The 24,455-nt window shown below is 71.6% G+C and carries 22 protein-coding genes, 1 pseudogene and 1 riboswitch; of the genes and pseudogenes, 10 read left to right on the top strand and 13 right to left on the bottom strand.

What is annotated here, in order from left to right; all coding sequences use genetic code 11:
• Nucleotides 1–130: 130 nt before the first annotated feature.
• A riboswitch (TPP riboswitch) is annotated at nt 131–240 on the top strand.
• The 6 genes from thiO (at nt 238) to ACSMXX_RS25250 (ending at nt 7,157) form a co-directional block, all read left to right on the top strand.
• Nucleotides 238–1,494 (top strand): glycine oxidase ThiO, encoded by a 1,257-nt coding sequence (thiO, locus tag ACSMXX_RS25275; RefSeq protein ID WP_473180990.1) that lies wholly within the window; start codon nt 238–240, stop codon nt 1,492–1,494. It overlaps the preceding riboswitch by 3 nt.
• A 125-nt stretch (nt 1,495–1,619) precedes the next feature.
• Nucleotides 1,620–1,826 carry a sulfur carrier protein ThiS gene (thiS, locus tag ACSMXX_RS25270; protein ID WP_473184956.1) on the top strand — a complete coding sequence of 69 codons (207 nt, stop codon included), beginning with the start codon at nt 1,620–1,622 and terminating at the stop codon, nt 1,824–1,826.
• Between the two features lie 6 nt (nt 1,827–1,832).
• Nucleotides 1,833–2,723, top strand: coding sequence for a thiazole synthase (locus ACSMXX_RS25265; protein ID WP_473180989.1), 891 nt, complete (start codon nt 1,833–1,835; stop codon nt 2,721–2,723).
• 332 nt (nt 2,724–3,055) lie between these two features.
• Nucleotides 3,056–5,101: a Stk1 family PASTA domain-containing Ser/Thr kinase gene (gene pknB, locus ACSMXX_RS25260; protein ID WP_473180988.1), complete on the top strand. Its 2,046-nt coding sequence runs from the start codon at nt 3,056–3,058 to the stop codon at nt 5,099–5,101.
• A 408-nt stretch (nt 5,102–5,509) separates the two neighbouring features.
• Nucleotides 5,510–6,277: a transglycosylase SLT domain-containing protein gene (locus ACSMXX_RS25255; protein WP_473180987.1), complete on the top strand. Its 768-nt coding sequence runs from the start codon at nt 5,510–5,512 to the stop codon at nt 6,275–6,277.
• 4 nt (nt 6,278–6,281) lie between these two features.
• Nucleotides 6,282–7,157: a deoxyribonuclease IV gene (locus ACSMXX_RS25250; RefSeq protein ID WP_473180986.1), complete on the top strand. Its 876-nt coding sequence runs from the start codon at nt 6,282–6,284 to the stop codon at nt 7,155–7,157.
• A gap of 69 nt (nt 7,158–7,226) precedes the next feature.
• On the opposite strand, the gene ACSMXX_RS25245 is transcribed toward ACSMXX_RS25250, so the two are convergent.
• Nucleotides 7,227–7,850, bottom strand: coding sequence for a sulfite oxidase-like oxidoreductase (locus ACSMXX_RS25245; protein WP_473180985.1), 624 nt, complete (start codon nt 7,848–7,850; stop codon nt 7,227–7,229).
• Between the two features lie 193 nt (nt 7,851–8,043).
• On the opposite strand from ACSMXX_RS25245, the gene bfr reads away from it, so the two are divergent.
• On the top strand, nt 8,044–8,532 hold the full coding sequence (bfr, locus tag ACSMXX_RS25240; protein ID WP_070011978.1) for a bacterioferritin: 489 nt from the start codon (nt 8,044–8,046) through the stop codon (nt 8,530–8,532).
• A 1-nt stretch (nt 8,533) separates the two neighbouring features.
• Here the strand turns inward: bfr and ACSMXX_RS25235 are convergent, their stop codons facing one another.
• Together ACSMXX_RS25235 and ACSMXX_RS25230 are read right to left on the bottom strand one after the other, a co-directional pair.
• Entirely contained in the window at nt 8,534–8,788 is a 255-nt protein-coding gene (locus tag ACSMXX_RS25235; protein ID WP_473184955.1) for a (2Fe-2S)-binding protein, read from the bottom strand.
• 238 nt (nt 8,789–9,026) lie between these two features.
• Nucleotides 9,027–10,376: a class II 3-deoxy-7-phosphoheptulonate synthase gene (locus ACSMXX_RS25230; protein ID WP_473180984.1), complete on the bottom strand. Its 1,350-nt coding sequence runs from the start codon at nt 10,374–10,376 to the stop codon at nt 9,027–9,029.
• A gap of 334 nt (nt 10,377–10,710) precedes the next feature.
• On the opposite strand from ACSMXX_RS25230, the gene ACSMXX_RS25225 reads away from it, so the two are divergent.
• Nucleotides 10,711–12,726: an anthranilate synthase family protein gene (locus tag ACSMXX_RS25225; RefSeq protein WP_473180983.1), complete on the top strand. Its 2,016-nt coding sequence runs from the start codon at nt 10,711–10,713 to the stop codon at nt 12,724–12,726.
• 88 nt (nt 12,727–12,814) lie between these two features.
• On the opposite strand, the gene ACSMXX_RS25220 is transcribed toward ACSMXX_RS25225, so the two are convergent.
• From ACSMXX_RS25220 to ACSMXX_RS25205, 4 genes are all read right to left on the bottom strand, one after another.
• Nucleotides 12,815–13,843 carry a 6-phosphofructokinase gene (locus tag ACSMXX_RS25220; protein ID WP_473180982.1) on the bottom strand — a complete coding sequence of 343 codons (1,029 nt, stop codon included), beginning with the start codon at nt 13,841–13,843 and terminating at the stop codon, nt 12,815–12,817.
• A 151-nt stretch (nt 13,844–13,994) separates the two neighbouring features.
• Entirely contained in the window at nt 13,995–14,642 is a 648-nt protein-coding gene (locus ACSMXX_RS25215) for a response regulator (RefSeq protein ID WP_473184954.1), read from the bottom strand.
• A 190-nt stretch (nt 14,643–14,832) separates the two neighbouring features.
• Entirely contained in the window at nt 14,833–16,062 is a 1,230-nt protein-coding gene (gene macS, locus ACSMXX_RS25210) for a MacS family sensor histidine kinase (RefSeq protein WP_473180981.1), read from the bottom strand.
• A gap of 39 nt (nt 16,063–16,101) precedes the next feature.
• Nucleotides 16,102–17,001 carry a lysophospholipid acyltransferase family protein gene (locus ACSMXX_RS25205; protein ID WP_473180980.1) on the bottom strand — a complete coding sequence of 300 codons (900 nt, stop codon included), beginning with the start codon at nt 16,999–17,001 and terminating at the stop codon, nt 16,102–16,104.
• Nucleotides 17,002–17,273: 272 nt separating this feature from the next.
• On the opposite strand from ACSMXX_RS25205, the gene ACSMXX_RS25200 reads away from it, so the two are divergent.
• Both ACSMXX_RS25200 and ACSMXX_RS25195 read left to right on the top strand, forming a co-directional pair.
• Nucleotides 17,274–18,050, top strand: coding sequence for an alpha/beta hydrolase (locus ACSMXX_RS25200; RefSeq protein ID WP_473184953.1), 777 nt, complete (start codon nt 17,274–17,276; stop codon nt 18,048–18,050).
• Complete coding sequence (locus tag ACSMXX_RS25195; protein WP_473180979.1) at nt 18,040–18,759, top strand: hypothetical protein; 720 nt, start codon at nt 18,040–18,042, stop codon at nt 18,757–18,759. Before ACSMXX_RS25200 ends, ACSMXX_RS25195 begins: the two co-directional genes overlap by 11 nt.
• 101 nt (nt 18,760–18,860) lie before the next feature.
• Here ACSMXX_RS25195 and ACSMXX_RS25190 read toward each other — a convergent pair whose 3' ends face one another.
• The 6 genes and pseudogenes from ACSMXX_RS25190 to ACSMXX_RS25165 form a co-directional block, all read right to left on the bottom strand.
• Nucleotides 18,861–19,625, bottom strand: a complete 765-nt coding sequence (locus ACSMXX_RS25190) for an endonuclease/exonuclease/phosphatase family protein (protein WP_473180978.1) — start codon at nt 19,623–19,625, stop codon at nt 18,861–18,863.
• 64 nt (nt 19,626–19,689) lie between these two features.
• Complete coding sequence (locus ACSMXX_RS25185; protein ID WP_473180977.1) at nt 19,690–20,631, bottom strand: ROK family glucokinase; 942 nt, start codon at nt 20,629–20,631, stop codon at nt 19,690–19,692.
• A 243-nt stretch (nt 20,632–20,874) separates the two neighbouring features.
• Nucleotides 20,875–21,396, bottom strand: a pseudogene (locus ACSMXX_RS25180) (DUF5304 family protein); the annotation flags it as partial.
• 134 nt (nt 21,397–21,530) lie between these two features.
• Nucleotides 21,531–23,051 carry an ArsA family ATPase gene (locus ACSMXX_RS25175; RefSeq protein ID WP_473180976.1) on the bottom strand — a complete coding sequence of 507 codons (1,521 nt, stop codon included), beginning with the start codon at nt 23,049–23,051 and terminating at the stop codon, nt 21,531–21,533.
• 7 nt (nt 23,052–23,058) lie between these two features.
• Nucleotides 23,059–23,535 (bottom strand): SRPBCC family protein, encoded by a 477-nt coding sequence (locus ACSMXX_RS25170; RefSeq protein WP_473180975.1) that lies wholly within the window; start codon nt 23,533–23,535, stop codon nt 23,059–23,061.
• 125 nt (nt 23,536–23,660) lie between these two features.
• Nucleotides 23,661–24,422, bottom strand: a complete 762-nt coding sequence (locus tag ACSMXX_RS25165) for a metallophosphoesterase family protein (protein WP_473180974.1) — start codon at nt 24,420–24,422, stop codon at nt 23,661–23,663.
• Nucleotides 24,423–24,455 lie beyond the last annotated feature (33 nt).

Below are 24,455 nucleotides of genomic sequence, written 5' to 3'. Positions count from 1 at the left end.
CGCCGCTGCGGCTGCCGGTCACACCGCCGCGGCGGCGCAGTACGCTGGCGGACAGCGGCACGGCGACGTACGGCGACGTACGGCACGGCAACGGCCTTTCGGCTGCCGGCACCGGTGCCGCACAACACGACATGACATACGCGGGAGTCCGGCGCACCGGGCTGAGAGGGAGGCTGCGGCCTCCGACCGTACGAACCTGATCCGGGTCATTCCGGCGAAGGGAGGAGCAGCTTTCTGATGCGTCCCAGCAGCAGCACACCCCCGACGACCACGCCCGCACAGCGGGAATCCGCCGGGCGGGCACACCCCGACGTGGCCGTCGTCGGCGGCGGCATCATCGGCCTCGTCACCGCCTGGCAGGCGGCCCGGCGCGGGCTGGACACCACGGTCGTCGACCCCGAACCGGGCGGCGGCGCCGCACGGGTGGCGGCCGGGATGCTCGCCGCCGTCACCGAACTCCACTACGGCGAGGAGGCGCTGCTCGCGCTCAACCTCGCCTCCGCCGCCAGCTACCCGGACTTCGCCGCGCAGCTGGAGGAGGCGAGCGGCCAGGAGATCGGCTACCGCTCCTGCGGCACGCTCTCCGTCGCTCTCGACGCGGACGACCGTGCGCACCTGCGTGAACTGCACGCGCTGCAGCGGCGTTGCGGGCTCGAATCGCAGTGGCTCACCGGGCGCGAGTGCCGCCGTCTGGAACCGATGCTCTCTCCGTCCGTACGGGGCGGGCTGCGCGTCGACGGTGACCACCAGGCCGACCCGCGACGGCTCGCGACGGCGCTGCTGCTCGCCTGTGAGCGTGCCGGCGTGACCTTCCGGCGGGCCGCGGCGCTGCGTCTCACGGTCACCGGCGGGCGCGCCGCCGGGGTGACGCTCGACGACGGTACGACTGCCGAGGCCGGCCAGACCGTACTGGCGACGGGGTCGTGGGCGTCCCGTCTGGAGGGCGTGCCGCCCGAACTCCTGCCGCCCGTAAGGCCGGTCAAGGGACAGGTGGTGCGGCTGCGCATGCCGCAGACGTCCGCGCACGGGCCGTTCCTCTCCCGTACCGTCCGGGCGATCGTGCGCGGCGGGCACATCTATCTGGTGCCGCGCGCCAACGGCGAATTGGTGATCGGCGCGACGAGTGAGGAGATGGGCTGGGACACGACCGTCACGGCGGGCGGCGTCTACGAACTGCTGCGCGACGCGCACGAACTCACCCCGGGCCTCACCGAACTGCCGCTCACCGAGACCTCCGCGGGCCTGCGCCCGGCCTCCCCCGACAACGCACCGCTGCTGGGGCCGACCGCGCTGCCGGACCTCCATCTGGCCACCGGCCACTACCGCAACGGCGTGCTGCTCACGCCCGTCACCGGTGAGGCGATGGGCGAACTGCTGGCGACGGGCGAACTCCCGGAGCAGGTCCGTCCGTTCACTCCGCGGCGGTTCGGCGTTCCCGTCCCCGAAGCGGCGGGTGTTCTCTCCGGAAGCAAGCCACAGGAGCGTTCAGCATGACGACCGTCCCTTCTGATGCCCCGTACGGCGCGGACGGCGCGGGTGCCACAGGTCCCGCGGACGCTGCGCATGCGACAGGACCCGCGGGCCCGGCGGACGCCGCGACCGTCTCCGTCTCCGTCTCCGTGTCCGTGTCCGTGTCCGTGAACGGCGCCGCCCGCGCGGTTCCGTCCGGCTCCACCCTCGACCAGCTCGTGGCGGGTCTCACGTCCGCACCCTCGGGTGTCGCCGCGGCCGTCAACGAGGCCGTCGTGCCGCGCGGCGAATGGCCGCGTACGCGGCTGGCCGACGGCGACCGCATCGAGGTACTGACCGCAGTCCAAGGAGGCTGATCCCTGATGACCGGCACCGCGGTCCACACCACACCGCAGCCCGGACCGCGCACGTCCCCGTCCGGCACGCCCGCGGCCTCCCCGTCCCCGTCCCCCTCCTCCGTAGAGGACCCGCTGGTCATCGGCGACCGCACCTTCGGCTCCCGGCTGATCATGGGTACGGGCGGAGCGCCGAGCCTCGACGTCATGGAACGCTCGCTCGTCGCGTCCGGGACGGAACTCACGACGGTCGCGATGCGCCGCCTCGACCCGACAGTCCAGGGCTCGGTGCTGTCCGTGCTGGAGAAGCACGGCATCGCCGTACTGCCGAACACGGCGGGCTGCTACACGGCCGGCGAGGCCGTCCTCACCGCCCGCCTGGCCCGGGAGGCACTCGGCACCGACTGGGTGAAGCTCGAAGTCATCGCCGACGAGCGCACCCTGCTGCCCGATCCCGTCGAACTCCTCGACGCGGCCGAGACGCTGGTCGACGACGGCTTCACCGTGCTGCCGTACACCAACGACGACCCCGTTCTGGCGCGGAAGCTGGAGGACGTGGGCTGCGCCGCCGTCATGCCGCTGGGCTCCCCCATCGGCTCCGGGCTCGGCATCCGCAATCCGCACAACTTCCAGCTGATCGCCGAGCGCGCCGGGGTGCCCGTCGTGCTCGACGCGGGCGCCGGGACGGCGTCGGACGTCGCCTTCGCCATGGAGCTGGGCTGCGCGGCCGTGATGCTCGCCTCGGCCGTGACGAGGGCGCAGGAACCGGCACTGATGGCCGAGGCCATGCGGCACGCGGTCGCGGCGGGCCGCCTGGCCGCACGCGCGGGCCGCATCCCGCGCCGCCACTTCGCAGAGGCGTCCTCGCCGGTGGAGGGCGTGGCCGCGCTCGACCCGGAGCGCCCGGCCTTCGGCTGACCGGGGCGAAGGTCCCGTAGCGGGGAAAGGACGGAAGTCCCGGGCGGGGCAATTCGGGAGAGCGGGGAGAAGCGGAAGAAAGAAGAAAGGGAAGAGCTGGAGAGGAGAACGGAGCGGGAAAAGCGGAGTGGGGCGGAAACGACGACGACGGACCGGGAAATCCACACGTCCGGTGATCCGAACGGACTCCGTCCCCGACGAAGGTCCTGAAAAGTGCATCACGGGCAATAACGGACGATACGGATGATTCACCGCGTCATTCGGCCGTATCGCCCCACCGCATGGCGCACTACGGATTTTCGTCACCGGGATGACTCGTAGACTCTTCGTCGATGGATACGAGCCTTCAGGACTCCTCCTCCGGTCCCGCCGGGGAGACGCCCCCCGTCGGCCAGGTGCTCGACGGCCGGTACCGCGTCGAGTCACGCATCGCCGTCGGCGGCATGGCGACGGTCTACCGCGCTGTCGACACCCGCCTCGACCGCGAGCTGGCCCTGAAGGTCATGCACCCCTCGCTCGCCGGCGACAGCGCCTTCGTCGACCGCTTCATCCGCGAGGCCAAGTCCGTCGCCCGTCTCGCCCACCCGAACGTGGTCGGCGTCTACGACCAGGGCACCGACGGGACCTATGTCTACCTGGCCATGGAGTACGTCTCCGGGTGCACGCTGCGGGACGTCCTGCGCGACCGCGGCGCGCTGCGCCCCCGCGTAGCCCTCGACGTCCTGGAGCCGATGCTGGCCGCGCTCGGCGCCGCGCACCACGCCGGCATGGTGCACCGGGACATGAAGCCCGAGAACGTGCTGATCGGCAACGACGGCCGCGTCAAGGTCGCGGATTTCGGCCTCGTGAGGGCCGTGGACAGCCAGACGTCCGTCGGATCCGACTCCATCCTCGGCACCGTCTCCTACCTCGCCCCGGAGCAGATCGAGCAGGGCACGGCAGACACCCGTACGGACCTGTACGCGTGCGGCGTGATGTTCTACGAGATGCTCACCGGTGAGAAGCCCCACGCGGGCGGCACACCGGCGCAGGTGCTCTACCAGCATCTGCACGAGGCCATGCCCGCGCCGTCGGCAGCCGTGCCCGGCCTGGCGCCAGAGCTGGACGGGCTGGTCGCACGGGCCACGGCACGCGCAGCGGACGGCCGCCCCCAGGACGCGGGCGCGATGCTCTCCGAGACCCGCGACGCACGCACCCGCCTCACCGCCGCACAGCTGGACGCCGTCCCACCGCGCGCGAAGGAGCCGCAGCCGGGCCTCCCCGAGGTCCTCTCGGCGGGCACCGCCCTGGGCGAGGGCCGCATGCGGTCGGCGGTCGGGCCCCCGGCCGGGCCCGAGGAGCGTACGAGCGTGCTTCCGCGCCCCGCCGCGGCAATGCACGAGTACGGAAACGGCCACGGCCCCGGAGACGGCTACGGCGACGACGACCTGAACCGCACCGCCCGCTACGCCGCGCCGCCGCGCGACGGCGGCCCACCGCAGGACAGCGGACGGGGACGGGGGCGCGGCGGCGGCCGGGTCTTCCTGGTGGCGCTCACGGCGATGCTGTTGCTCCTGGTGGGCACCGGTGTCTGGTACATCAACTCCGGCCAGTTCACACAGACGCCGGCCGTGCTGGACAAGACCGAGTCCGACGCCAGGAAGGTCCTCGGCGACTCCGGGCTCGACGTGAAGGTCACCCAGGACTACAGCGAGCGGGTCGAGCGCGGCCACGTGATCGAGTCGAACCCGGACCCGGGCGACCGCATCCGCAAGACCGGCACCGTCACGCTCGTCGTCTCCCGCGGCCCTGAGATCGTCAAGGTGCCGAGCCTGGCCGGCACACCGCTCGCCGAGGCCCGGAGCAAGCTCAAGGACGCCGGCCTGGAGGCCGGCACGGTGCGGCAGAAGTTCAGCGAGGACACCCCGCGCGGCTCCGTGATCGCGAGCGAGCCGGACGCGGGCAGCGAGCGCCGCCCCGGCTCACCCGTCGCCCTGACCGTCTCCAGAGGCGCACCGGTCGACGTGCCGGACGTCGTCGGGGACGACGAGGACTCGGCGACGGAGGACCTGCAGGAGGAGGGCCTGAAGGTCCGCATCGCCCCCGAGCGCGTCTTCTCGGAGGAGGACGAGGGCAGCGTCGCCCGCCAGACGCCCGCCGAGGGCTCCCCCGCCGCAGAGGGCGACACCGTCACGCTCACCATCTCCAAGGGCCAGGACACGGTGGACGTCCCGAAGGTGGAAGGCCTCAAGCAGAAGCAGGCGCGCAAGAAGCTGGAGAACGCGGGCTTCGAGGTCACCGTGCGCAAGATCTTCTTCGGCAACAAGGTCTTCAGCCAGTCGCCGGGCGGCGGGGACGAGGCTCCCCGCGGCTCCCGCGTGACGATCTGGCTGCGCTGAGGCCGCCGGAAGCGCAACCGGAGCGGCGCCCGCGCGGCCGGGCACGACCCGGCAAACCGGCGGCGCCCGAATGCCGCGAGAACCGCTGACACCCCGCGCAGACGCCCTCACCGGACGTGAACAAGAGCGCCCCGCGTGTGACTCCGGACATAGGATCCATATCACTTACGACGGCACTTAGTGCATATCCGCACCCTTCGCCCGCCGCCCGTAAGACAGCCGGTCCTGCGCTCGCGGCACCCCCGCACATGCGACGAAGAACGAGCCGGGATAGTACGTCACACTTTTGGGCTGTGTTTTCGGAGCCTTTAACAATTGCTCTCGGTCGCACGCGCCGGGGATTCGGAACTCGGCGTACAACGCCTTTCCGGCCTCTGCGACGCAAGCAATGTTGAAAGGTTCGACACGATGCCCAGCATTCCCGGCTACGTCCGCAGTCCCAAGTTCGCCCGTATCTCTGCCGCGGGTATATCCGCAGTGGGTGCCGCGGCAATCGCACTGACCGTCCTCCCCGGCACGTCCGACGCAGGCGACCGGAGCCAGTCCGGCGCCAAGAAGGTGAGCGCCTCGACGGCAGCCGCAGAGAGTACGAAGGATTCCCAGGCCAACAAGGTGGAGCTCCCCTCCGCCAAGCAGGGCACCCTGGACGCCGACGTCCAGCGCACCAACGACGCCGTGGCCGCCCAGAAGGAGGCCGTGGCCAAGCAGAAGGCCGTCGCCGCCGACCGGGCGGAGGCCGCCAAGGCCAAGGCCGCTAAGGCCAAGGCCGCCAAGGAGGCCGCCGCGGAGCGCAAGGCCGAGGCCGCCAAGGCGTCCCGCGACGCCGAACGCGCCAAGGCCGCGAAGAAGACCTACCCCGAGAACCTCGACGGCTGGATCCGCGAGGCCCGCGACATCATGGCGAAGCACGACATCCCCGGGTCCTACGACGGCATCAAGCGGAACATCATCCGCGAGTCCGGCGGCGACCCGAACGCCGTGAACAACTGGGACATCAACGCCCAGAAGGGCACTCCGTCCAAGGGCCTGCTCCAGACCATCAAGCCGACCTTCGACACGTACCACGTCGACGGCACGTCAACCGACATGACCGACCCGGTCGCCAACATCGTGGCCGCCTGCAACTACGCGGCGGACAAGTACGGTTCGATGGACAACGTCAACTCGGCATACTGATGGTGTGACGACCGAGCGAAACCGCAATCCCATTGGCGGCCATGTCCCCGTAGCAGGGGGCCTGGCCGCCACTGGCGTTTCATACGCCGACGACATCGGAGCGGAGACGGTGCAGGTTTTCGTCGCCAATCCCCGTGGCTGGGCGACGACTTCCGGATCCCCGCAACAGGACGAGGAATTCCGTACGGCGTGCAGGGAACGGCAACTCCCCGTATTCGTGCACGCCCCCTATCTCATCAATTTCGGCACGCACACGGAGGCCACGGCTCACAACTCCGTTTCCTCGCTGCGCCATTCGCTGCGCAGAGGCCGTGAGATCGGTGCGTCCGGAGTCGTGGTCCACACGGGTTCGGCGACGGGCGGGCGCGACCCCGCGACCGCCCTCGCGCAGGTGGGCCGGCTGCTCCGGCCGCTGCTCGAGGAGCTGACGCACGACGACGACCCCTGGCTGCTGCTGGAGCCGACGGCAGGCCAGGGCTATTCGCTCTGCTCCCTGGTGCGGGACCTCGGGCCGTACTTCGAGATCCTCGGCAGGCACCCCCGGCTCGGCGTCTGCCTCGACACCTGTCACGTCTACGCGGCCGGGCACGACCTGGCGGCGCCGGGAGGCGTGAAGCGGACGCTCGACGAACTGGAGTCGGTAGCCGGGCCCGGACGGCTCAAGCTCATCCACGCCAACGACTCCAAGGACGTCGTCGGCGCCCGCAAGGACCGCCATGCGAACATCGGCTCCGGCCACATCGGGCACGGACCGTTCGCCGATCTGATGACGCACCCGGCGACCGAGGGCGTCCCGCTCGTCATCGAGACCCCCGGCCGCAAGGAGGGCCACGCGGCGGACGTGGCGCTGCTGAAGGAACTGAGAAAGGGCGGAGGCTGACGCCCTCGCGTTCGTCTTCGGCTGCGGCCTCACGCTGTACGCGGTGCTGCACGAACACCACTGACCGCGCTACATCTCCGGCCCTTCACCGGGCTCCTCCTGGTAGGAGTAGCGCTGTTCCCTCCAGGGGTCGCCGATGTTGTGGTAGCCGCGCTCCTCCCAGAAGCCGCGGCGGTCCGTCGTCATGTACTCCACGCCGCGCACCCACTTGGGGCCCTTCCACGCGTAAAGCTGCGGCACCACCAGCCGCAGCGGGAAGCCGTGTTCGGCTGTGAGCAGTTCGCCGGCGCGGTGGGTGGCGAAGAGAGTCGTCGCGGCGGCGAAGTCCGGCAGCCGCAGGTTCGAGCTGAACCCGTACTCGGCCCAGACCATGACGTGCGTGACGTCGTCCGCGGGAGGCGCCAGCTCCAGCACCGTACGGGCGAGCACGCCGCCCCACTCGGCGCCCAGCATGCTGAACTTGGTGACACAGTGCAGATCGCCCACGACGGTCTCATAGGGCAGCGCCGTGAACTCCTCGTGATTCCAGGAGTGCTTTACACCGTCGGCCGTCGCCCCGAAGACCCGGAAATCCCAGCGGTCCGGCTTGAACTTCGGCACCGGCCCGTAGTGCGTGACCGGCCATCCGCGCTGGAGCCGCTGCCCTGGCGGAAGCGATTGCTGCTCCTCCCCAGGACTCTGCGACTGACCCATCGCCCCATGGTGACAGACCCCGTTGATGCCGCTTACCGGCACCCCGGCCAAGAGTTGTCCGAAGGCTTTCCGATCGCCAATTCGGGCGATTTCGGTAAGCCTTCGCTTACTGGACCGGGTGCCGACACGGTGCGAGGATGCGCGGGCGCGCGCACCCACCTGGCACGTTTCTTCCTGGAAGGAGCCCGCAGACATGCAGGGCGATCCCGAGGTCATCGAATTCCTCAACGAGCAGCTGACGGCTGAGCTGACGGCCATCAACCAGTACTTCCTGCACGCCAAGATGCAGGAGCACTTCGGCTGGCCGAAGCTCGCCCGGTACACCCGTGCGGAGTCATTCGACGAGATGCGTCACGCCGAACGGCTCACCGACCGCATTCTGTTTCTCGAAGGGCTCCCCAACTACCAGCGTCTCTTCCACGTCAACGTCGGGCAGACGCTGACCGAGATGTTCACGGCCGACCGGCAGATCGAAGTCGAGGCCATCGACCGGCTGCGGCGCGGGGTGGAGGTCATGCGGGCCAAGGGTGACATCACCTCGGCGAACATCTTCGAGGACATCCTGGCCGACGAGGAACACCACATCGACTATCTCGACACCCAGCTCGAACTGGTCGAGAAGCTCGGTGAACCGCTCTACATCGCGCAGCTCGTGGAGCAGGAAGCCCCTTCGGAGAACTGACTCAGGCTGCTTCGGCGACCGAGGCGGCGGGCGCGTGCGCGGGCACGGACGCCGGCGCGGGTGCCTCGACGGCGCTCTCCAGCTCGCCGCGGGGGCATCCGCCGCGACCGAGAAGCCCCTGGATGCGGCGTACGCACGAGCCGCAGTCCGTCCCGGCCTTGCTGACCGAGGCGATCTGGCGCGGTGTACAGGCCCCGGCCTCCTGGTGCTCACGGACCTGCCGGTCCGTGACGCCGAAGCAGGAGCAGACGTACACGCGGTCCTCCTTGGCCGGGCTCGTTCGCCGGGCGGCGATCTCGGTTCGGTGGGCGATACTCAAGCTTGATGAGGTTAACCTAACCTTGGTTAAGCTAACCTTACCTGGCCGCCGCTGTCCATACGGAACGGGGCCCGCATCGATGTGATGCGGGCCCCATTTCCGTGTTCCGTACTCGCGCTACCGCGCTTCTGCGGTGCCGTGCTGCCGCGTAACCGCGTTGCGCCGCAGCCGGCCGCTACTGGTCGCGGTACATCTCCGCGACGAGGAAGGCCAGATCGAGCGACTGGCTGCGGTTGAGACGCGGGTCGCACGCCGTCTCGTAGCGCTGGTGCAGATCGCCGACGAAGATCTCGTCGCCGCCGCCCACGCACTCGGTGACGTCGTCACCGGTCAACTCGACGTGGATGCCGCCCGGGTGTGTGCCCGCGCCCTTGTGCACCTCGAAGAAGCCCTTGACCTCGTCGAGCACGTCGTCGAACCGGCGGGTCTTGTGACCGCTCGCGGCCTCGAAGGTGTTGCCGTGCATCGGGTCGCACACCCACACCACCTGGGCGCCCGAGGCGGTGACCTTCTCCACCAGCGTGGGCAGCCGGTCCCGTACGGTGCCTGCTCCCATGCGCGTGATGAAGGTCAGCCGGCCCGGCTCGCGGTCGGGGTCGAGCTTGTCGATCAGGGTGAGGGCCTCTTCGGGCGTCGTGGACGGGCCGAGCTTCACACCGATCGGGTTGCGCACCTGCGAGGCGAACTCGATGTGGGCGCCGTCCAGTTGGCGTGTGCGCTCACCGATCCAGACCATGTGCCCGGAGACGTCGTACAGCTTGCCGCTGCGCGAGTCCGTACGGGTCATGGCCGACTCGTAGTCCAGCAGCAGCGCCTCGTGCGAGGCGAAGAACTCGACGGTCTTGAGCTCCTCCGGGTCCGTGCCGCACGCGTGCATGAACTTCAGTGCCTGGTCGATCTCGCGGGCCAGGGCCTCGTACCGCTGCCCGGAGGGCGAGCGCTTCACGAAGTCCTGGTTCCAGGCGTGCACCTGGCGAAGGTCCGCGTAACCGCCGGTGGTGAAGGCGCGTACGAGGTTCAGCGTGGAGGCTGACGCCTGGTACATCCGCTTCAGCCGCCCCGGGTCGGGCATGCGCGCGGCCTCGGTGAACTCGAAGCCGTTGACCGAGTCGCCGCGGTACGACGGCAGGGTCACGCCGTCCCTGGTCTCGGTCGGCTTGGAGCGCGGCTTGCTGTACTGACCGGCGATCCGGCCCACCTTGACGACCGGGACGGACCCGGCGTACGTCAGCACGGCGCCCATCTGCAGCAGCGTCTTGAGCTTGTTCCGGATGTGCTCGGCGCTGACCTGGTCGAACGCCTCCGCGCAGTCCCCGCCCTGGAGGAGGAACGCCTCGCCCCGTGCGACGGCGCCCAGCCGGGAACGCAGCTGGTCGCACTCGCCGGCGAAGACGAGGGGCGGATAGGACTCGAGCTCGGCGACGGTCTCGCGCAGAGCTTCCTGGTCCGGCCAGTCGGGCTGCTGCGCCGCGGGAAGGTCTCGCCAGGTGCGGGCACCGGCGTCGGGGTTGGCGTTCACACTCACGCGCCCCAGGTTACGGGGTCGCACGGCACGTCCTTCGCTGTGCCCGGGTGCTGAGACGGAAACCACTCGCGCGCCGCCGGCTGGGGTAGTCTCACCGCCATGTCCGCGCAGACCCTCCCGCAGGTGCCCCCGCTGCCTTCGGCAGAGGTGCTCCCGAGCAACTGGTGGTGGACCGCTCACCCGGCGGCCCACTGACTGCGCGCGCACCACGAGCAAGCTACAGACGCGAAGGCCGCCCGAGGGGCGGCCTTCGGTGTGTGCACGGCTGTTCCTCCCGCGACCCGCGTGACCCGCGTGACCCACGCATCCCGGGAATTCCAGGAAGGAACGTCCGATGGCCGAGCACCACCAGCACAGCCACAGCCGGACCCGCACCCACTCACCGTCCGCGGCCGAGCTCGTACAGCGGCTGCTGCGCGACGACGCCCCGCCCTTCGCGCTGCTGCGCAGAAGGACCCCGGGCCGCCCGCACGACACCGTCGAGGTCCTGACCGGGCCGGTCCACGAGGCGGCCCGGCTCGCGGACATCCCGGACGGCGAACTCGGCGCCGTCACGCTCGTGCCGTTCCGGCAGATCCGTGAGCGCGGCTTCGGCGTACGCGACGACGGGACGCCGCTGGCCGTGCTCGTGCCGCGTGAGGTGCACGAGCTGCCGCTGGAGGACGTGGAGGCGGCACTGCCCGCGCACCGGGTGCGGGTGGAGGACGGCGCCTTCGACGTCTCCGACGAGGAGTACGCCCGTACCGTGCGACGCGTCGTCGAGGACGAGATCGGGACGGGTGAGGGCGCCAACTTCGTGGTGCGCCGCACCTTCGAGGGCGGCATTCCGGGCTTCTGCCGGGCCGACGCGCTCGCGCTCTTCCGGAGGCTGCTGAGCGGTGAGCGGGGCGCGTACTGGACGTTCGTCGTGCACACGGGCGACCGGGTGCTGGCTGGGGCGAGCCCCGAGGTCCATGTGCGGATGGCGGGCGGCACCGTCGTGATGAACCCCATCAGCGGCACCTACCGCCATCCCCCCGGCGGGCCCACCGCCGAGGGCCTGCTGGACTTCCTCGCCGACCGCAAGGAGAGCGAGGAGCTGTCGATGGTCGTCGACGAAGAGCTGAAGATGATGTGCACCGTCGGCGACAGGGGCGGGGTCGTGGTCGGCCCGCGGCTGAAGGAGATGGCGCATCTCGCCCACACCGAGTACGAGCTGCGCGGACGCAGCACGCTGGACGTGCGCGAAGTGCTGCGGGAGACCATGTTCGCCGCGACGGTCACCGGCTCGCCGGTGGAGAACGCCTGCCGCGTGATCGAGCGCCACGAGCGAGGCGGGCGGGGCTACTACGCGGGTGCCCTGGCGCTGACCGGCCGGGACGCGGGAGGTGCCCAGACCCTCGACTCGCCGATCCTCATCAGGACCGTCGACGTCGACGCTGTGAGCGGCCGGCTCCGCCTCCCCGTCGGTGCCACGCTGGTCAGGGCCTCGGACCCGGCGAGCGAGGTGGCCGAGACCCACGCGAAGGCGGCAGGCGTGCTCACGGCGCTGGGCGTGCGCGAGGCCCCCGCGGGCGGGACGCGGGCGGCTCAGCGGGCCCGGCTGGCGGACGATCCCCGCGTACGGGCGGCGCTCTCCGCCCGGCGTGCGGAGCTGGCACCCTTCTGGCTGCGGATGCAGCCGGGCGGCGAAGGCGAACGGGACCGCGAGACCGGCCATGTACCGGCGGCCGGAAAGATGCTGGTGGTGGACGGTGAGGACACCTTCACCTCGATGCTCGCGCACCTGCTGCGGGCCACCGGCGCCGAGGTGGAGGTGCGGCGCTTCGACGAGCCGGGGCTGCGGGAGGCGGCGCTCGCGCACGACGGCCCGGTCGTGCTGGGCCCGGGGCCCGGCGATCCGCGTGACGGGGCCGATCCGAAGATCCGCGTTCTCCGGTCCCTGACGGCGCGGCTGCTGCGGGAGCACCCGCACGGGCTGCTGGGAGTCTGCCTGGGGCACGAACTGATCGCCGTGGAGCTGGGGTTGGAGATCGTACGGAAGACACAGCCGTATCAGGGCGCGCAGGAGACCGTCTCCGTCTTCGGACGGCCGGAGACCGTCGGCTTCTACAACTCCTACGCCGTGCGTTGCGGGCACCGGCGGGCGCGGGAGTGGGAACGGGCGCCGGGGCAGGAGCGGATCGAGGTCAGCCGGGACGCCCGTACCGGTGAGGTGCACGCGTTGCGCGGTGCGGCGTTCGCGAGCGTGCAGTTCCACCCGGAATCGGTGCTGACGCTCAACGGGCAGGGGATCGTGGCGGATCTGCTCGCGGCGGTGGCGGCGACCGGTACGGCGGGTAGCGCCGGTACGGCCGGTACTCCGCGCTGACGAGCGGGAGCCCCGGGCCCGCAGGGGCTCGGGGCTCCAGGGCTCCGGGGCTCCGCAATGGCGGGCCCCCTCGCTCGGCCTTCACGGTTCAGCCGAAGAAGACCTCGGCCTCCTCGTACAGCTCTGGGTCGACCGTCTTCAGCGTGGCGGTGGCCTCCGCGATGGGGACTCGGACGATCTTCGTGCCCTGCAGCGAGACCATCTTCCCCCAGTCCTGGTCCCGTACGGCGTCGATCGCGTGCAGCCCGAAGCGGGTGGCCAGCCAGCGGTCGAAGGGCGTCGGGGTGCCGCCGCGCTGGATGTGCCCGAGCACCGTCGTACGGGCCTCCTTGCCGGTGCGCCTCTCGATCTCCTTCGACAGCCACTCGCCGACGCCCGAGAGCCGCACATGGCCGAAGGAGTCATGCGAGTCGTCCTTCAGCACCATCTCGCCGTCCTTCGGCATCGCGCCCTCCGCGATGACGACGATCGGGGCGTAGCTCGCCTTGAAGCGGGATTCGACGTGGCGGCAGACCTCGTCGACGTCGAAGCGCCGCTCGGGGATGAGGATGCAGTTGGCGCCGCCGGCCAGGCCGGAGTGCAGGGCGATCCATCCCGCGTGCCGCCCCATGACCTCCACGACGAGTACGCGCATGTGGGACTCGGCGGTCGTGTGGAGCCGGTCGATGGCGTCGGTGGCGACGCCGACGGCCGTGTCGAAGCCGAAGGTGTAGTCCGTGGCGGACAGGTCGTTGTCGATCGTCTTGGGGACACCCACGCACTTCACGCCGAACTCGTCGGTCAGGCGGGCGGCGACACCGAGGGTGTCCTCGCCGCCGATCGCGATGAGGGCGTCGACGTCGAGTTTGACCAGGTTCTCCTGGATGCGGCGTACGCCGTTCTCCTCCTTGAACGGGTTCGTGCGCGACGAGCCCAGGATCGTGCCGCCGCGGGGCAGCGTGCCGCGCACAGCGGGGATGTCGAGCTGAACGGTGTCGCCCTCCAGCGGCCCCCGCCAGCCGTCGCGGAACCCGACGAAGTCGTAGTGGTACCGCTGGACGCCCTTACGGACGACGGCCCTCATCACCGCATTGAGCCCGGGGCAGTCGCCGCCGCCCGTCAGCACTCCGACCCGCATGGGATCTCCCTTCTCACATCGCCGCACGCGCACTGCGCTGCACGGCCTGTACGCAACTGCCGCCACGCTAGCGGTGATCCACATCACGAGGGACCGGGCGCGGAGACGTTTTCCGATCAGTTACGGGGCGCGGGCCGGCCGGGAAGCGGAATCACTCCTCGTCGAGGCCGCGCTGGATCGCGTACCGCACCAGTTCGACCCGGTTGTGGAGCTGGAGCTTGCCCAGCGTGTTCTGCACGTGGTTCTGCACGGTGCGGTGCGAGATGACCAGGCGTTCGGCGATCTGCCGGTACCCCAGGCCCTTCGCGACGAGCCGCAGCACCTCGGTCTCCCGCTCGGTGAGCCGCGGCGCCGCAGGCTCGCCGGAGCCGGCGGCGGGTGCGGGATCCGAAGCGAGCCTGCGGTACTCGCCGAGTACGAGACCGGCCAGGCCGGGCGTGAAGACCGGGTCGCCAACAGCGGTTCGGCGCACGGCTTCCTGCAACTCCTCCATGCTCGCCGACTTCACGAGATAGCCCGTCGCCCCGGACTTCACCGCCTCCAGCACATCGGCGTGCTCGCCGCTCGCGGAGAGCACCAGCACGCGCAGCCCGGAACCGGGGCCGACCAGCCGGCGGCACACCTCGACCCCGGGGATGCCGGGCAGGTTCAGATCCAGTACGAGCACGTCGGGGGCGGCGGCGCGTGCGCGGCGTACGGCCTGGGGGCCGTCGCCCGCAGTGGCGACCACGTCGAAGCCCGCCTCGCCCAGGTCGCGGGCCACCGCGTCCCGCCACATCGGGTGATCGTCGACGACCATCACCTTCACCGGGGCCGCCTGCTGACCCTCCGCGCTGCCCGCGGTGTCCGCCTGGGCCTTCGCGACGTCCGTCGCGGCGCTGCCCATGCCGTCCCTGACGCCGTCCGCAGAGCTGCCCGTCCGGGCGTCCGTCGCGGAGTCCGCCGCGTCGCCGTTCGTGTCCGTCATCGCCCCCGCCGTCTCTCCTTCGTCACTTCACGCGGCTCCCCGACCGCTTCGGCACTCGCAGCTCCACCTCGGTGCCCTGACCGGGAACCGAGACCAGCTCGGCGCCGCCGCCCAGGTCCCGCAGCCGCCCCCGTATCGAGAGCGCGACTCCCATCCTGCCTTCGGCCTCCGCGTCCGCGAGCCTTCCTTCCCGGATCCCGGGGCCGTCGTCGCGCACGGTGACGAGCACCGTGTCCGGCTCGTCCTCCAGCAGGATCCACGCCTGCGCCTGTGCGCCGTCCGGTCCGCCCGCGTGCTGCCGCACATTGTCCAGGGCGGCACTGACGGCGGCCGCCACCTCCTGAGCGGCCGCGGCGGACAGCATTACGGGCGCCCCCGGCTCGACGAACGTGACGCGGGCACCCGAGTACGGCGAGAGCAGCGCGCGCAGGTCGCACTCGGACATGCCGTCGGACTCAGCCTCCGCACCTGCGCCTCCGCGGGCGCCGCCACCGGCACGGGCTGCCGTACCGCCTCCCGCGTCCGGTGCCGAGACGGTCTGAGCGGGGACCGTCTCACGCGATACGAGGCTGCGCAGCGCCACCTCCTGCTCCCCGGCCATCCTTCCCAGTTCCGCTGCCTCGCCGCCGATCGCGGTTCCCCGGCGCTGCACCATGGCGAGGACCTGGAGCACGCTGTCGTGGATGTCCCGGGCCAGCCGCTCCCGTTCACGGGTCGCCGCCTCGATCTGGAGGGCGTGGGCGAGGGTCCGCTCACTCGCCCTGGCCACTTCGATGACGTAGCCGATGCCGATGCTCGCCACGCACACCAGCAGCACGTTGTGCAGCGTGGGCCGGGTGACTGCGCCTTGTTCGAGGATGTTGGCGATCCCGACCACCACCGCGGCGAGGGCGCCCCAGCGCCAGCCGCCCTTGATCGCGAAGGCCAGCACGGGCCCGGCGACCCAGATGGACGGGAGGGTCGGGCCGATGCTGCCGTGTGCGTCGACGTAGACGGAGCCGAGGATGCCCGCGACGGCCAGGGTGATGTCGACGGCGAGGAAGCCGTTCGTACAGCGCCGCGCGGAGAGGACCCTGGGGATGGTGGCCAGCGTCCAGACCGTCAGCACGGTCAGATAGAGCGCGCCCGCAAGCGGATGGGCGAGACGCCCGTACGCCCAGGCGAAGACCGAGAGCGCATAGCCGAGGGCCAGCAGCCGGTAGCCGAGCAGCGCCCGCCAAAGCGGCCGTTCCACGGACGTTCTCAGGACCATCTGTACCGGCCCGCCCCCTGTTCGTTGTGCTGCGTCTGTCTAAGCCGCCCGGTCGCGCTCGCTCCGCTTGCGCCGGGCCGCCGCGAGCCTGGCGGCCGGTCCCGCCGGCCTCCTCCCGGAGGAGTGCGGCTGCCCGGCGGCGCCCTTCGCCGAACTCGCCGAACTCCCGGGGGCCGCCGGGTCCTCGCCGCCGTCCCGGCCGGCGGCCTGCTTCTCCGTCTCCCGCCCGGCTTCCTTCGCGGCCTTCTCCGCCTCCGCTTTCCGCTTGGCCTCGTCGGCGAGTTGACGCTTGGCGGCGGTGGCGTACATGTCGACGTACTCCTGGCCGGACAGCCTCATGATCTCGTACATGACCTCGTCCGTGAGGGCCCGTTGGATGAAGCGGTCGTTCTCCATGCCCTGGTAGCGGCTGAAGTCCATCGGCCTGCCGATCCTGATGCCCGGGCGCATCAGCTTGGGCACGACCTGCCCCGGTGGCTGGATCTTCTCGGTGTCGACCATCGCCACGGGCAGGACCGGTGCCCCCGAACGGAGCGCGACCCGCGCCAGTCCGCCCGGCTTGCCGCGGTAGAGGCGGCCGTCCGGCGAGCGCGTGCCCTCGGGGTAGATTCCGAACAGCTCGCCGTGTGCGAGCACTTCGAGCCCGCTTCGGATCGCCGCCTCCCCGGCGCCGCGCACGCCCGAGCGGTCCACCGGCAGCTGCCCGACGCCCTTGAAGAAGGCCGCCGTGAGCTTCCCTTTCACACCCGGCGACGTGAAGTACTCGGCCTTGGCGATGAATGTGACCTTGCGGTCGAGCACCGCGGGGAGGAAGAAGGAGTCCGAGAAGGACAGATGGTTGCTGGCGAGAATCGCAGGCCCTTCCACGGGCACGTGCTCAAGCCCCTCCACCCATGGCCGGAAGGCAAGCTTGAGCCCGTTGCCTACCGACAGTTTCATCGCTCCGTAGAACAAGCCGAGGACCTCCTGATTCCGGTACGGCGAGCCTATCTCGCCCGCACGGAAGCAGCGCTCCTGCGTCGGGCAGTGCTGAACTACCCGGCGTCCATCCCCCACGCGTAGGCTGGCACCGGCCCGCTCGTGAGCGGGCGCCGCGGAAGCTGGTGCCGTGACCGGCAATGTCTGCCCGACAGGGCAAAGCCTGCCGGGAGGGGCACTGGCACCACCTTCACAGCGCCGACCGACTCGACGACGACCGGCTGGAGGCCGACGTGTCCATCCTTCCCGGGGCCGAGCCCATGCGCCATGACGGATCGGAGACGGGCGTCCTGGTGTGCCACGGTTTCACCGGCTCCCCCCAGTCCGTACGTCCGTGGGCCGACCATCTGGCCGCGAAAGGGCTGACGGTCTCCCTTCCGCTGCTGCCGGGGCACGGCACACGCTGGGAGGACCTGGCCGTGACGGGCTGGCAGGACTGGTACGCGACCGTCGACCGCGAGCTGCGCATGCTGCAGGGGCGCTGCGAACAGGTCTTCGTCTGCGGTCTGTCCATGGGCGGAGCCCTCGCCCTCCGGCTGGCGGCACGGCACGGGGACGCGGTGAGCGGCGTCGCCGTGGTCAATCCCGCGGTGACCTTCCCGCGGATGCAGGGGTACGCGCTGCCGCTGGGGCGCTTCGTCCTGCGTTCGGCGAAGGGCATCACGAGCGACATCGCCAAGCCCGGTGCCAGGGAGGTGGGTTACGAGCGGGTGCCGACCCATGCCGCCTACTCGGCCCGGGACTTCTTCCGCCGTGTGCTCGGCGAACTGCCACAGGTGACACAGCCGCTGCTGGTCATGCACAGCAGGACGGACCACGTGGTCCCGCCGACGGACTCTGCCCTGGTGCTCAGCAAGGTCTCCTCGGACGACGTGACGGAGACCGTGCTCGAGGACAGCTACCACGTGGCCACACTGGACAACGACGCGGAGCGCATCTTCGCGGACTCCTACGGATTCATCACCCGGCTCGCAGCTCAGAAGACGGAGACGGCAAGCGATGGAGCGTAACCCCGGCGCGGAGGACCACGGCCACGGCGAGGACGACCCGGAGCACCCGGAGCACCCGGGACACGGCCGCGAGGAGCGCGGCCGCGAAGAACCCGGCCAGGACGGGCCCGGCCAGGACGGAATCGGCCACGAGAGGCCCGGCCGGGGCGAGGGCGACGACGGGGAGACGCCCGTGCCCTTCGACGAGAACGCCGCCTGGGAGCAGATCGTCGCCTCGTACGGGGATCACCCTGAGGCCGATGACATGGCACCGGCGCCGGAGCCCGGCGGTGACGCACGCACCGGCACGGCCGCGCGCCCCGCGCCCGGCCCTCGTCCCGACGGTGACAGCGAGGGCGACGAGGGCGGCACCTCGGTGCGCAGCTTCACGGTCTACTCGGCCGGCTCGGGCCCCCGCGACTGGAGCCTCCCGGCCACCGACGACGAGCCGGGCGGCAAGGGCGAGGAGGACGACGAGGGCCACTTCGTCCCGCCGGAGCCGCCGCCGCTGCCGCAGGCCGACACGACAGGGAAGTTCGCGTGGCTCGCCGTGCTGGGCGGACCGCTGCTGCTGATCTTCACGGTCCTTCTGCAGCAGGATCTGACGTGGTGGATCGGAACGCTCGGCATCGGCGGCTTCCTGGGCGGTTTCGCCACGCTGGTGGCCCGGATGCGGGACGGCCGGGACGAGGACGACTGGGACGACCCGGGGCGCGGCGCCGTGGTGTGAGCCGCCGTCCCGTCCCGTCCGATCAGGTCCCGAGCGGACTGCCGGGTGAGACGCGTGCCCCTGCCCGGTCATGCCCGTGACCGTGACCGTGCCCCGTCCGGTCAGGCCGCCGGTTCCGGCGGCACACGCAGCGCGGCCAGTACGGGCAGATGGTCCGTGGCGGTGCGCAGATCCGCCGGCGAGACGCCGGCCAGGCCGTCCGGGACGCCGCAGCCGAGCACCTCCACACCCTCGGACGCCAGCACCGCGTCGATGCGCTGGTGCGGCTGCAGCGGCGTCGAGGTGTACTCGCCGCCCCACGGCGCCACGGCCCAGCCGTCCTGCAGTTCGGCGGCGAGCGAGCGGAAAGTACGGCCCCGGGGGCGTTCGTTGAGGTCCCCCGCCGCCACCGTGTGCGGTGTGCCCAGGACCGCGAGACGGTCGAGGAGCTTGCGCCCCTGTGCCTGCCGCTCGTCCGTCTGCAGGCTCAGATGGCAGCTGAGCACACCGAGCTTCGCGGCGGGTCCGAACCGCAGCACCGCGGTGGCGAAGCCCCGCCTGTGCAGGCCGGGTGTGTGAGGCAGCAGCACGTCCTCGGTGCGCAGGACCGTGGCCCGCAGCGTCGCCAGGATCATCGGCCCGGTTGCGGGCGCCCCGCCCGTCACGTAGACCATCCCGCACTCGCGTGCGAGCCACGCGGCGTGCTTGCGCCAGCGGAAGAAGCGCGGGGCCTCCTGCACGCACACCACGTCGGGGGCGCACGCCCGGATGACCCGGGCGAGCGCCTTCCGGTCGTCCCGCATGGAACGGATGTTGTAGCTGAGCAGACGGACGACTGCCGAACCGTCAGGCTCGGTACGTCCCGCGGGCAGATCCGCCAGCGTCATCGGCGCGGCTCTCACATTCCTCGGTCGTTCCGCTTCACCCGTCGCCCGATCCTCGTCCCGGCGCTCAGCCCTGCCGGGCGAGATCGGCGACGCCCACCATGCCCGCCTTGCCGCCCAGTTGGGCCGCGAGCACCTCGGCGTGCGGACGCCAGCGGCTGCCGACCAGCCAGCGCCGGTAGGACTTACGAATCGGGTCGAGCACCAGATCGCCCTCGTCCGAGACGCCGCCGCCGACGATGAACGCTCCCGGGTCGAAGAGCGAGGCCAGGTCGGCCAGGCCGGCTCCGGCCCAGCGCGCCAGCTCCCGGAAGGAGTCCACGGCGACGGGGCAGCCGCGGCGGGCGGCCTCGCTGATGTGCTTGCCCTCGACGCCCTCCGGGGTGCCGTCGCCGAGCCCGAGCAGGATCGTGGCGTTCTCCGGTGTGGCCGTGGCGCGCTGCCGTGCGTACCGCACGAGCGCGCTGCCCGACGCGTACTGCTCCCAGCAGCCCTGGTTGCCGCAGCCGCAGAGCAGGCCGTCCGGCACCATCCGGATGTGCCCGAACTCGGCCGCGACGCCGAAGCGTCCGCGGTGCAGCTTGCCGCCGATGATCACTCCGCCGCCGAGGCCCGTGCCGATGGTGATGCAGACGACGTCCTCGTGGCCGGTGCCGACGCCGAACTTGTACTCGCCCCAGGCGGCGGCGTTGGCGTCGTTCTCGATCACGACCGGAAGGTCGATCCGCTGCTCGACCTTGTCCTTGAGCGCTTCGTGCCGCCACGTCAGATTCGGGGTGAAGAGCACGGTCGCCCGCTTGTCGTCCACATAGCCGGGCGCGCCGATGCCGACTGCGTCCACCTCGTACTCGGCGCTGGCGTCACGCACCGCGTCGCCGATGGCGTCGATCACGCCGTCCGCCGTGGGCGGCGTCGGAACGGTACTGGTTTCCAGGATCGTCCCGCGCTCATCGACCACGCCGGCCGCGATCTTGGTGCCGCCGATGTCGACGCCGATAGTGAGTCCCATTAGTCCCTCGGTTTTTCCGGTCCTGCCCCGCTGCGCAACACCGTACCGGAGGGGCCGCACCGCCCGATCCCGCGCGGGGGCAGGGGGCTTGGGGGTCAGGGCATCCGGTCGGGCATCCGTTCAGGCGTCCGGTCAGGGCCTGCCGGGACCGTCGCTCCCCGGGCCTGGCCCGTCAGGGCCGTCGGCGTCCGGCCGCCCGGCCTCTCCGGCCCCTCCCCCTTCTCCGGTCTCTCCCGGGTCCTTGTCCAGGTCGATCCGCTCGATTCCGGCGGACGTACCGGAGGGGCGGGACGGCCCGGACGCGATGCTCCCGCGCTGCCCGGCCGGGTCGCCCGTACCCGTACCGGAGGTGCCGGAGGTTCCGGAGGGGCCCTGGGAGCCTGCCGTCCAGCGTCCTTCCGCTTCCTGCACGGCCGCGCGGTAGGCGGCGAGCAGTTCCCCTCCGGCGGCGGCGAGATGGTCGAAGACCTGCGGGTTCCGCTCGACGACCGGCTCGATGGCCGCCCTGGCCTGCGCGATCAGCTGCTGTGCCATGCCCTGCGCGGCGGCGGTGGCCATCGTGCCGCCCAGGGGCCTGCCCAGCTCGGCCACCTTCTCGGACACGGCGTCCGCGAGGCGCCTCAGCTCCTCGGCGGCGCTGCCGTACTGCGGTCCGTGCTCCGCGCGCCGGCGGGCCCTCTCGGCGGCGAGGTCCTCCTCGCAGGCTGTGGCCCAGGCGTCGCCGTCCGGCGGTTCCGGCGCTTCTGACTCGGCGGCATCGCTCATGGCGGCGCTCCTACGGCGGAGAGGAGGGAAGACGACTCGTGTCCGACGTTACCCGAACGGCAGGGCAGCGGAGAGGGCGCCGGAGCCCTGGACCGGGCCGGGAGGTCACGCGGGTGCCGCCGGCGGCACCCGCGTCAGCGGCCCGTACCGTCCGGCCACAGGGCGGGGTCGGGAGCGCAGCGCACTCGCAGCTCGCCCCCGTCCAGCGAGGCCCCCACGACCCTGCACCGGCGCAGCGCGGAGGGCAGGGAGAACACCCGCCGGTACGGTCCGGCGCCGAGGATCAGCTCGTCCCCGCGCCGTACGAGATCCAGCTCCTCCTTGCGCACCGCCGGCAGTGCGAGCCGCCACACCAGCAGGCCGTCCTGCGCCAGCCGGTCCTCGACGGCACCGGCGGAGCCGATCGTGCCGGTGGCTCGGGTGGCTCCGGCGGCTCCGGTCGTGCCGTCGGCCCGCTCGTCAGTGCCGCCGGTCCGGTCGTCAGTGCCGGCCGTCTCCGGGGCGAGGCGCAGCAGATCACCGGCGCCGCGCGGTTCCCGTCCCAGATGCGGCAGCTCGTGGACGGGCACGTCTTCCGCCCCGCACTCCTCGCGCCACGCCTTGAGCACCGTCTGCTGCTGCCCGGACAGCGATGCCGTCCAGGGGTCCGAACTGCCCGACGGAATCACCCTGTTGGCGACGACCGCCGTCAACGGCAGTCCGTACAGCCCCAGTCCGGCGCGGCCGAGACGCAGCGCCTCCGCGGCGAGCGGGCCGGGTTCCGCGACGAGCCGCACGGTGGTGCCGGGCGACTCCATCAGGCCCTGCACATCGGCGAGTTCGACGTCCCAGCGGGCGGCGGTGGCGTACAGCGCGTCCGTGGGCATCGGTACGCCGGCAAGCTGTGCGAGCGCGGGCCGCAGGGCCCGCGCGGCCTGGCGCTCGGCGGGCAGCAGCCTGCGCAGATAGCGGCGCAGCTGCGCGGGCAGCGCCAGGGTGCGCAGCGCGACGGGCGTGGGCGGAAGGTCGACGACGAGGGTGTCCCATCCCCCCGCGGCGTGGGCGGCCCGCACGGCGCTCAGCAGCGTGAAGGCGCCCGCGCCGGGCAGTTCGGTCAACTCGTCCCCGTCCAGCGGTTCCGAGCCCAGCATGTCCAGCACCTTGCGGCCCCGCTCCTGCAGGGCGACCGCGGCATCCCGGAAGTGCTCACCGGAGTCGGTACGGGCGGCGTGCAGCAGCCCGCCGGTCCCCGGCACCACCGCGCCGGCCAGATCGGCGGTGCCCATGGCGCCGAGAGCCCGGACGGTCCCGACGGTCCCGTCCGGCATGCCGAGCACGGCTTGCAGCGTCGCTGAGTCCTCTCCGCTCAGCAGCAGGGTCCGCCTGCCGCTCCGGGCGGCGGCGACGGCGCTCGCGGCGGCCACGGTCGTACGTCCGGAACCTCCCGTGCCGGTGACCAGCAGCGTCAACGGCTCCGGTCCGCCGGAGCCGGCACCGGACTCCGCCGCACCCCGGCCCGCCGGCCCTTCCGCGTCCTTCGCCGCACCCCGGCCCTCTTCCGCGGCCCCCGGTACGCCCGTGCCCTCCGGTACTTCACCGTCCGCCGGTACGCCCCGGTTCTCCGGTGCGCCACGCGGCCCCGGTACGCGGCGGCCGTCCTCCCCGTGCCCGTGCACCCGCGCGTCAGCCTTTGGCGGCGTCCGCGTCCGTGCCGGCGCCACCGCCCGACTCGACCCGCTTCTTCAGACCGGACAGCGCGCGGTCGATGATGACCTTCTCGGCCTTGCGCTTGATCATCCCGAGCATCGGGATCTTGACGTCGACGGTCAACTGGTAGGTGACCTCGGTACGTTCGCCCCCGGCCACCGGCACCAGCCGGTATACGCCGTCCAGTTCGCGCAGCATCTGGGACTTCACCAGCGACCAGCGGACCTCGTTCTCGCCGATCCACTCGTAGGCCAGGGTGTGTTCGTCCTTGATGGCGCCCGCGTCCAGCAGCAGCCTCACCTGCTCGGCCCGTCCGTGCGCGTCCTCGGAGAGGACCTCGGCCTCCTTCACCTCGCCCGTCCACTCCGGGTAGCGGGCGAAGTCGGAGATCACTCCCATCACGGCCGCCGGGGCCGCATCGATGGTGATGTTCGAGCTCGTGTGTTCCGCCATCGCCGTGGCTCCTCCATATGCTGCGCGCGGCCCCCGATTCCCGCTGGCAGGCTACCGCGCGTGTCCGCCACGGGACGTACCGGCCTCGTCCGCGCAGGGGCGCCCGCAAGGCATGGCGACGCGTCTCACCACTCCAGCACCCAGGGCGTCCCGGTCGCGTTGAAGTGGCCCACGTTCACGCACTCGGTGGGACCGATGCGCATCCGCTGCACCAGCGGCTGGTGCACGTGCCCGAAGAGGTGGAAGCGCGGCCGCACGGAGCGGACCGCCCGCAGCAGGGCCTCACTGCCGCGCTCGAAGCGGCGCGCGACGGTGTCGTAGCACAACTCCGGTACCTCGGGCGGGATGTGCGAGCACAGCACGTCGACTTCGCCGAGCGCCTCGACCTTCGCCGCATACGTCTCGTCGTCGATCTCGTACGGAGTGCGCATGGGCGTCCGCAGCCCGCCGCCCACGAAGCCGAAGCGCAGCCCGCCGATGTCGGCCGTCTCGCCGTCCAGGACGGTGGTGCCCTCCCGCGCGTACTCGGGCCACAGCGGCGGCATGTCGACGTTGCCGTACGTCGCGTACGTAGGCGCTGGGAAGGCCGCGAACAATTCGGCGTACTGCTTGCGGACGGCCCGCTCCGTCGCCGCCGCCCTGTCGACCCCCGCCCAGAGCCTGCGGGAGAACTCGCGGGCCTCGGCGAAGCGGCGGGCTGTGCGCAACTCCACTATGTGGTCCGCGCTTTCGACTCCGAACAGTTCGGGAAAGATGCCGCGGGAGTGGTCGGCGTAGTCGAGGAAGAGGATGAGATCTCCCAGGCAGACGAGCGCGTCGGCGCCCTCGCCGGCCGTCGCGAGGTCGCGGCTGTTTCCGTGCACATCGCTGACCACGTGGACTCGCATGGCCACACCCTAGAGCGGAGGACCGCCTGCGTG

It is taken from the genome of Streptomyces sp. DSM 116795 (genome assembly GCF_055792905.1).
This window is presented reverse-complemented; position numbering and strand designations above follow the sequence as displayed.

Coding starts and splice junctions, on each gene's coding strand:
- ACSMXX_RS25220 (WP_473180982.1), bottom strand. CDS start 13,843: ATGCGGGTCGGAGTGCTGACGGGCGGCGGCGACTGCCCCGGGCTCAAT.
- macS (WP_473180981.1), bottom strand. CDS start 16,062: ATGGTCCTGAGAACGTCCGTGGAACGGCCGCTTTGGCGGGCGCTGCTC.
- pknB (WP_473180988.1), top strand. CDS start 3,056: ATGGATACGAGCCTTCAGGACTCCTCCTCCGGTCCCGCCGGGGAGACG.
- ACSMXX_RS25185 (WP_473180977.1), bottom strand. CDS start 20,631: ATGGGACTCACTATCGGCGTCGACATCGGCGGCACCAAGATCGCGGCC.
- ACSMXX_RS25205 (WP_473180980.1), bottom strand. CDS start 17,001: ATGAAACTGTCGGTAGGCAACGGGCTCAAGCTTGCCTTCCGGCCATGG.
- ACSMXX_RS25190 (WP_473180978.1), bottom strand. CDS start 19,625: ATGACGCTGGCGGATCTGCCCGCGGGACGTACCGAGCCTGACGGTTCG.
- ACSMXX_RS25195 (WP_473180979.1), top strand. CDS start 18,040: ATGGAGCGTAACCCCGGCGCGGAGGACCACGGCCACGGCGAGGACGAC.
- ACSMXX_RS25215 (WP_473184954.1), bottom strand. CDS start 14,642: ATGGTCGTCGACGATCACCCGATGTGGCGGGACGCGGTGGCCCGCGAC.
- bfr (WP_070011978.1), top strand. CDS start 8,044: ATGCAGGGCGATCCCGAGGTCATCGAATTCCTCAACGAGCAGCTGACG.
- ACSMXX_RS25165 (WP_473180974.1), bottom strand. CDS start 24,422: ATGCGAGTCCACGTGGTCAGCGATGTGCACGGAAACAGCCGCGACCTC.
- thiO (WP_473180990.1), top strand. CDS start 238: ATGCGTCCCAGCAGCAGCACACCCCCGACGACCACGCCCGCACAGCGG.
- ACSMXX_RS25245 (WP_473180985.1), bottom strand. CDS start 7,850: ATGGGTCAGTCGCAGAGTCCTGGGGAGGAGCAGCAATCGCTTCCGCCA.
- ACSMXX_RS25265 (WP_473180989.1), top strand. CDS start 1,833: ATGACCGGCACCGCGGTCCACACCACACCGCAGCCCGGACCGCGCACG.
- ACSMXX_RS25225 (WP_473180983.1), top strand. CDS start 10,711: ATGGCCGAGCACCACCAGCACAGCCACAGCCGGACCCGCACCCACTCA.
- ACSMXX_RS25255 (WP_473180987.1), top strand. CDS start 5,510: ATGCCCAGCATTCCCGGCTACGTCCGCAGTCCCAAGTTCGCCCGTATC.
- ACSMXX_RS25170 (WP_473180975.1), bottom strand. CDS start 23,535: ATGGCGGAACACACGAGCTCGAACATCACCATCGATGCGGCCCCGGCG.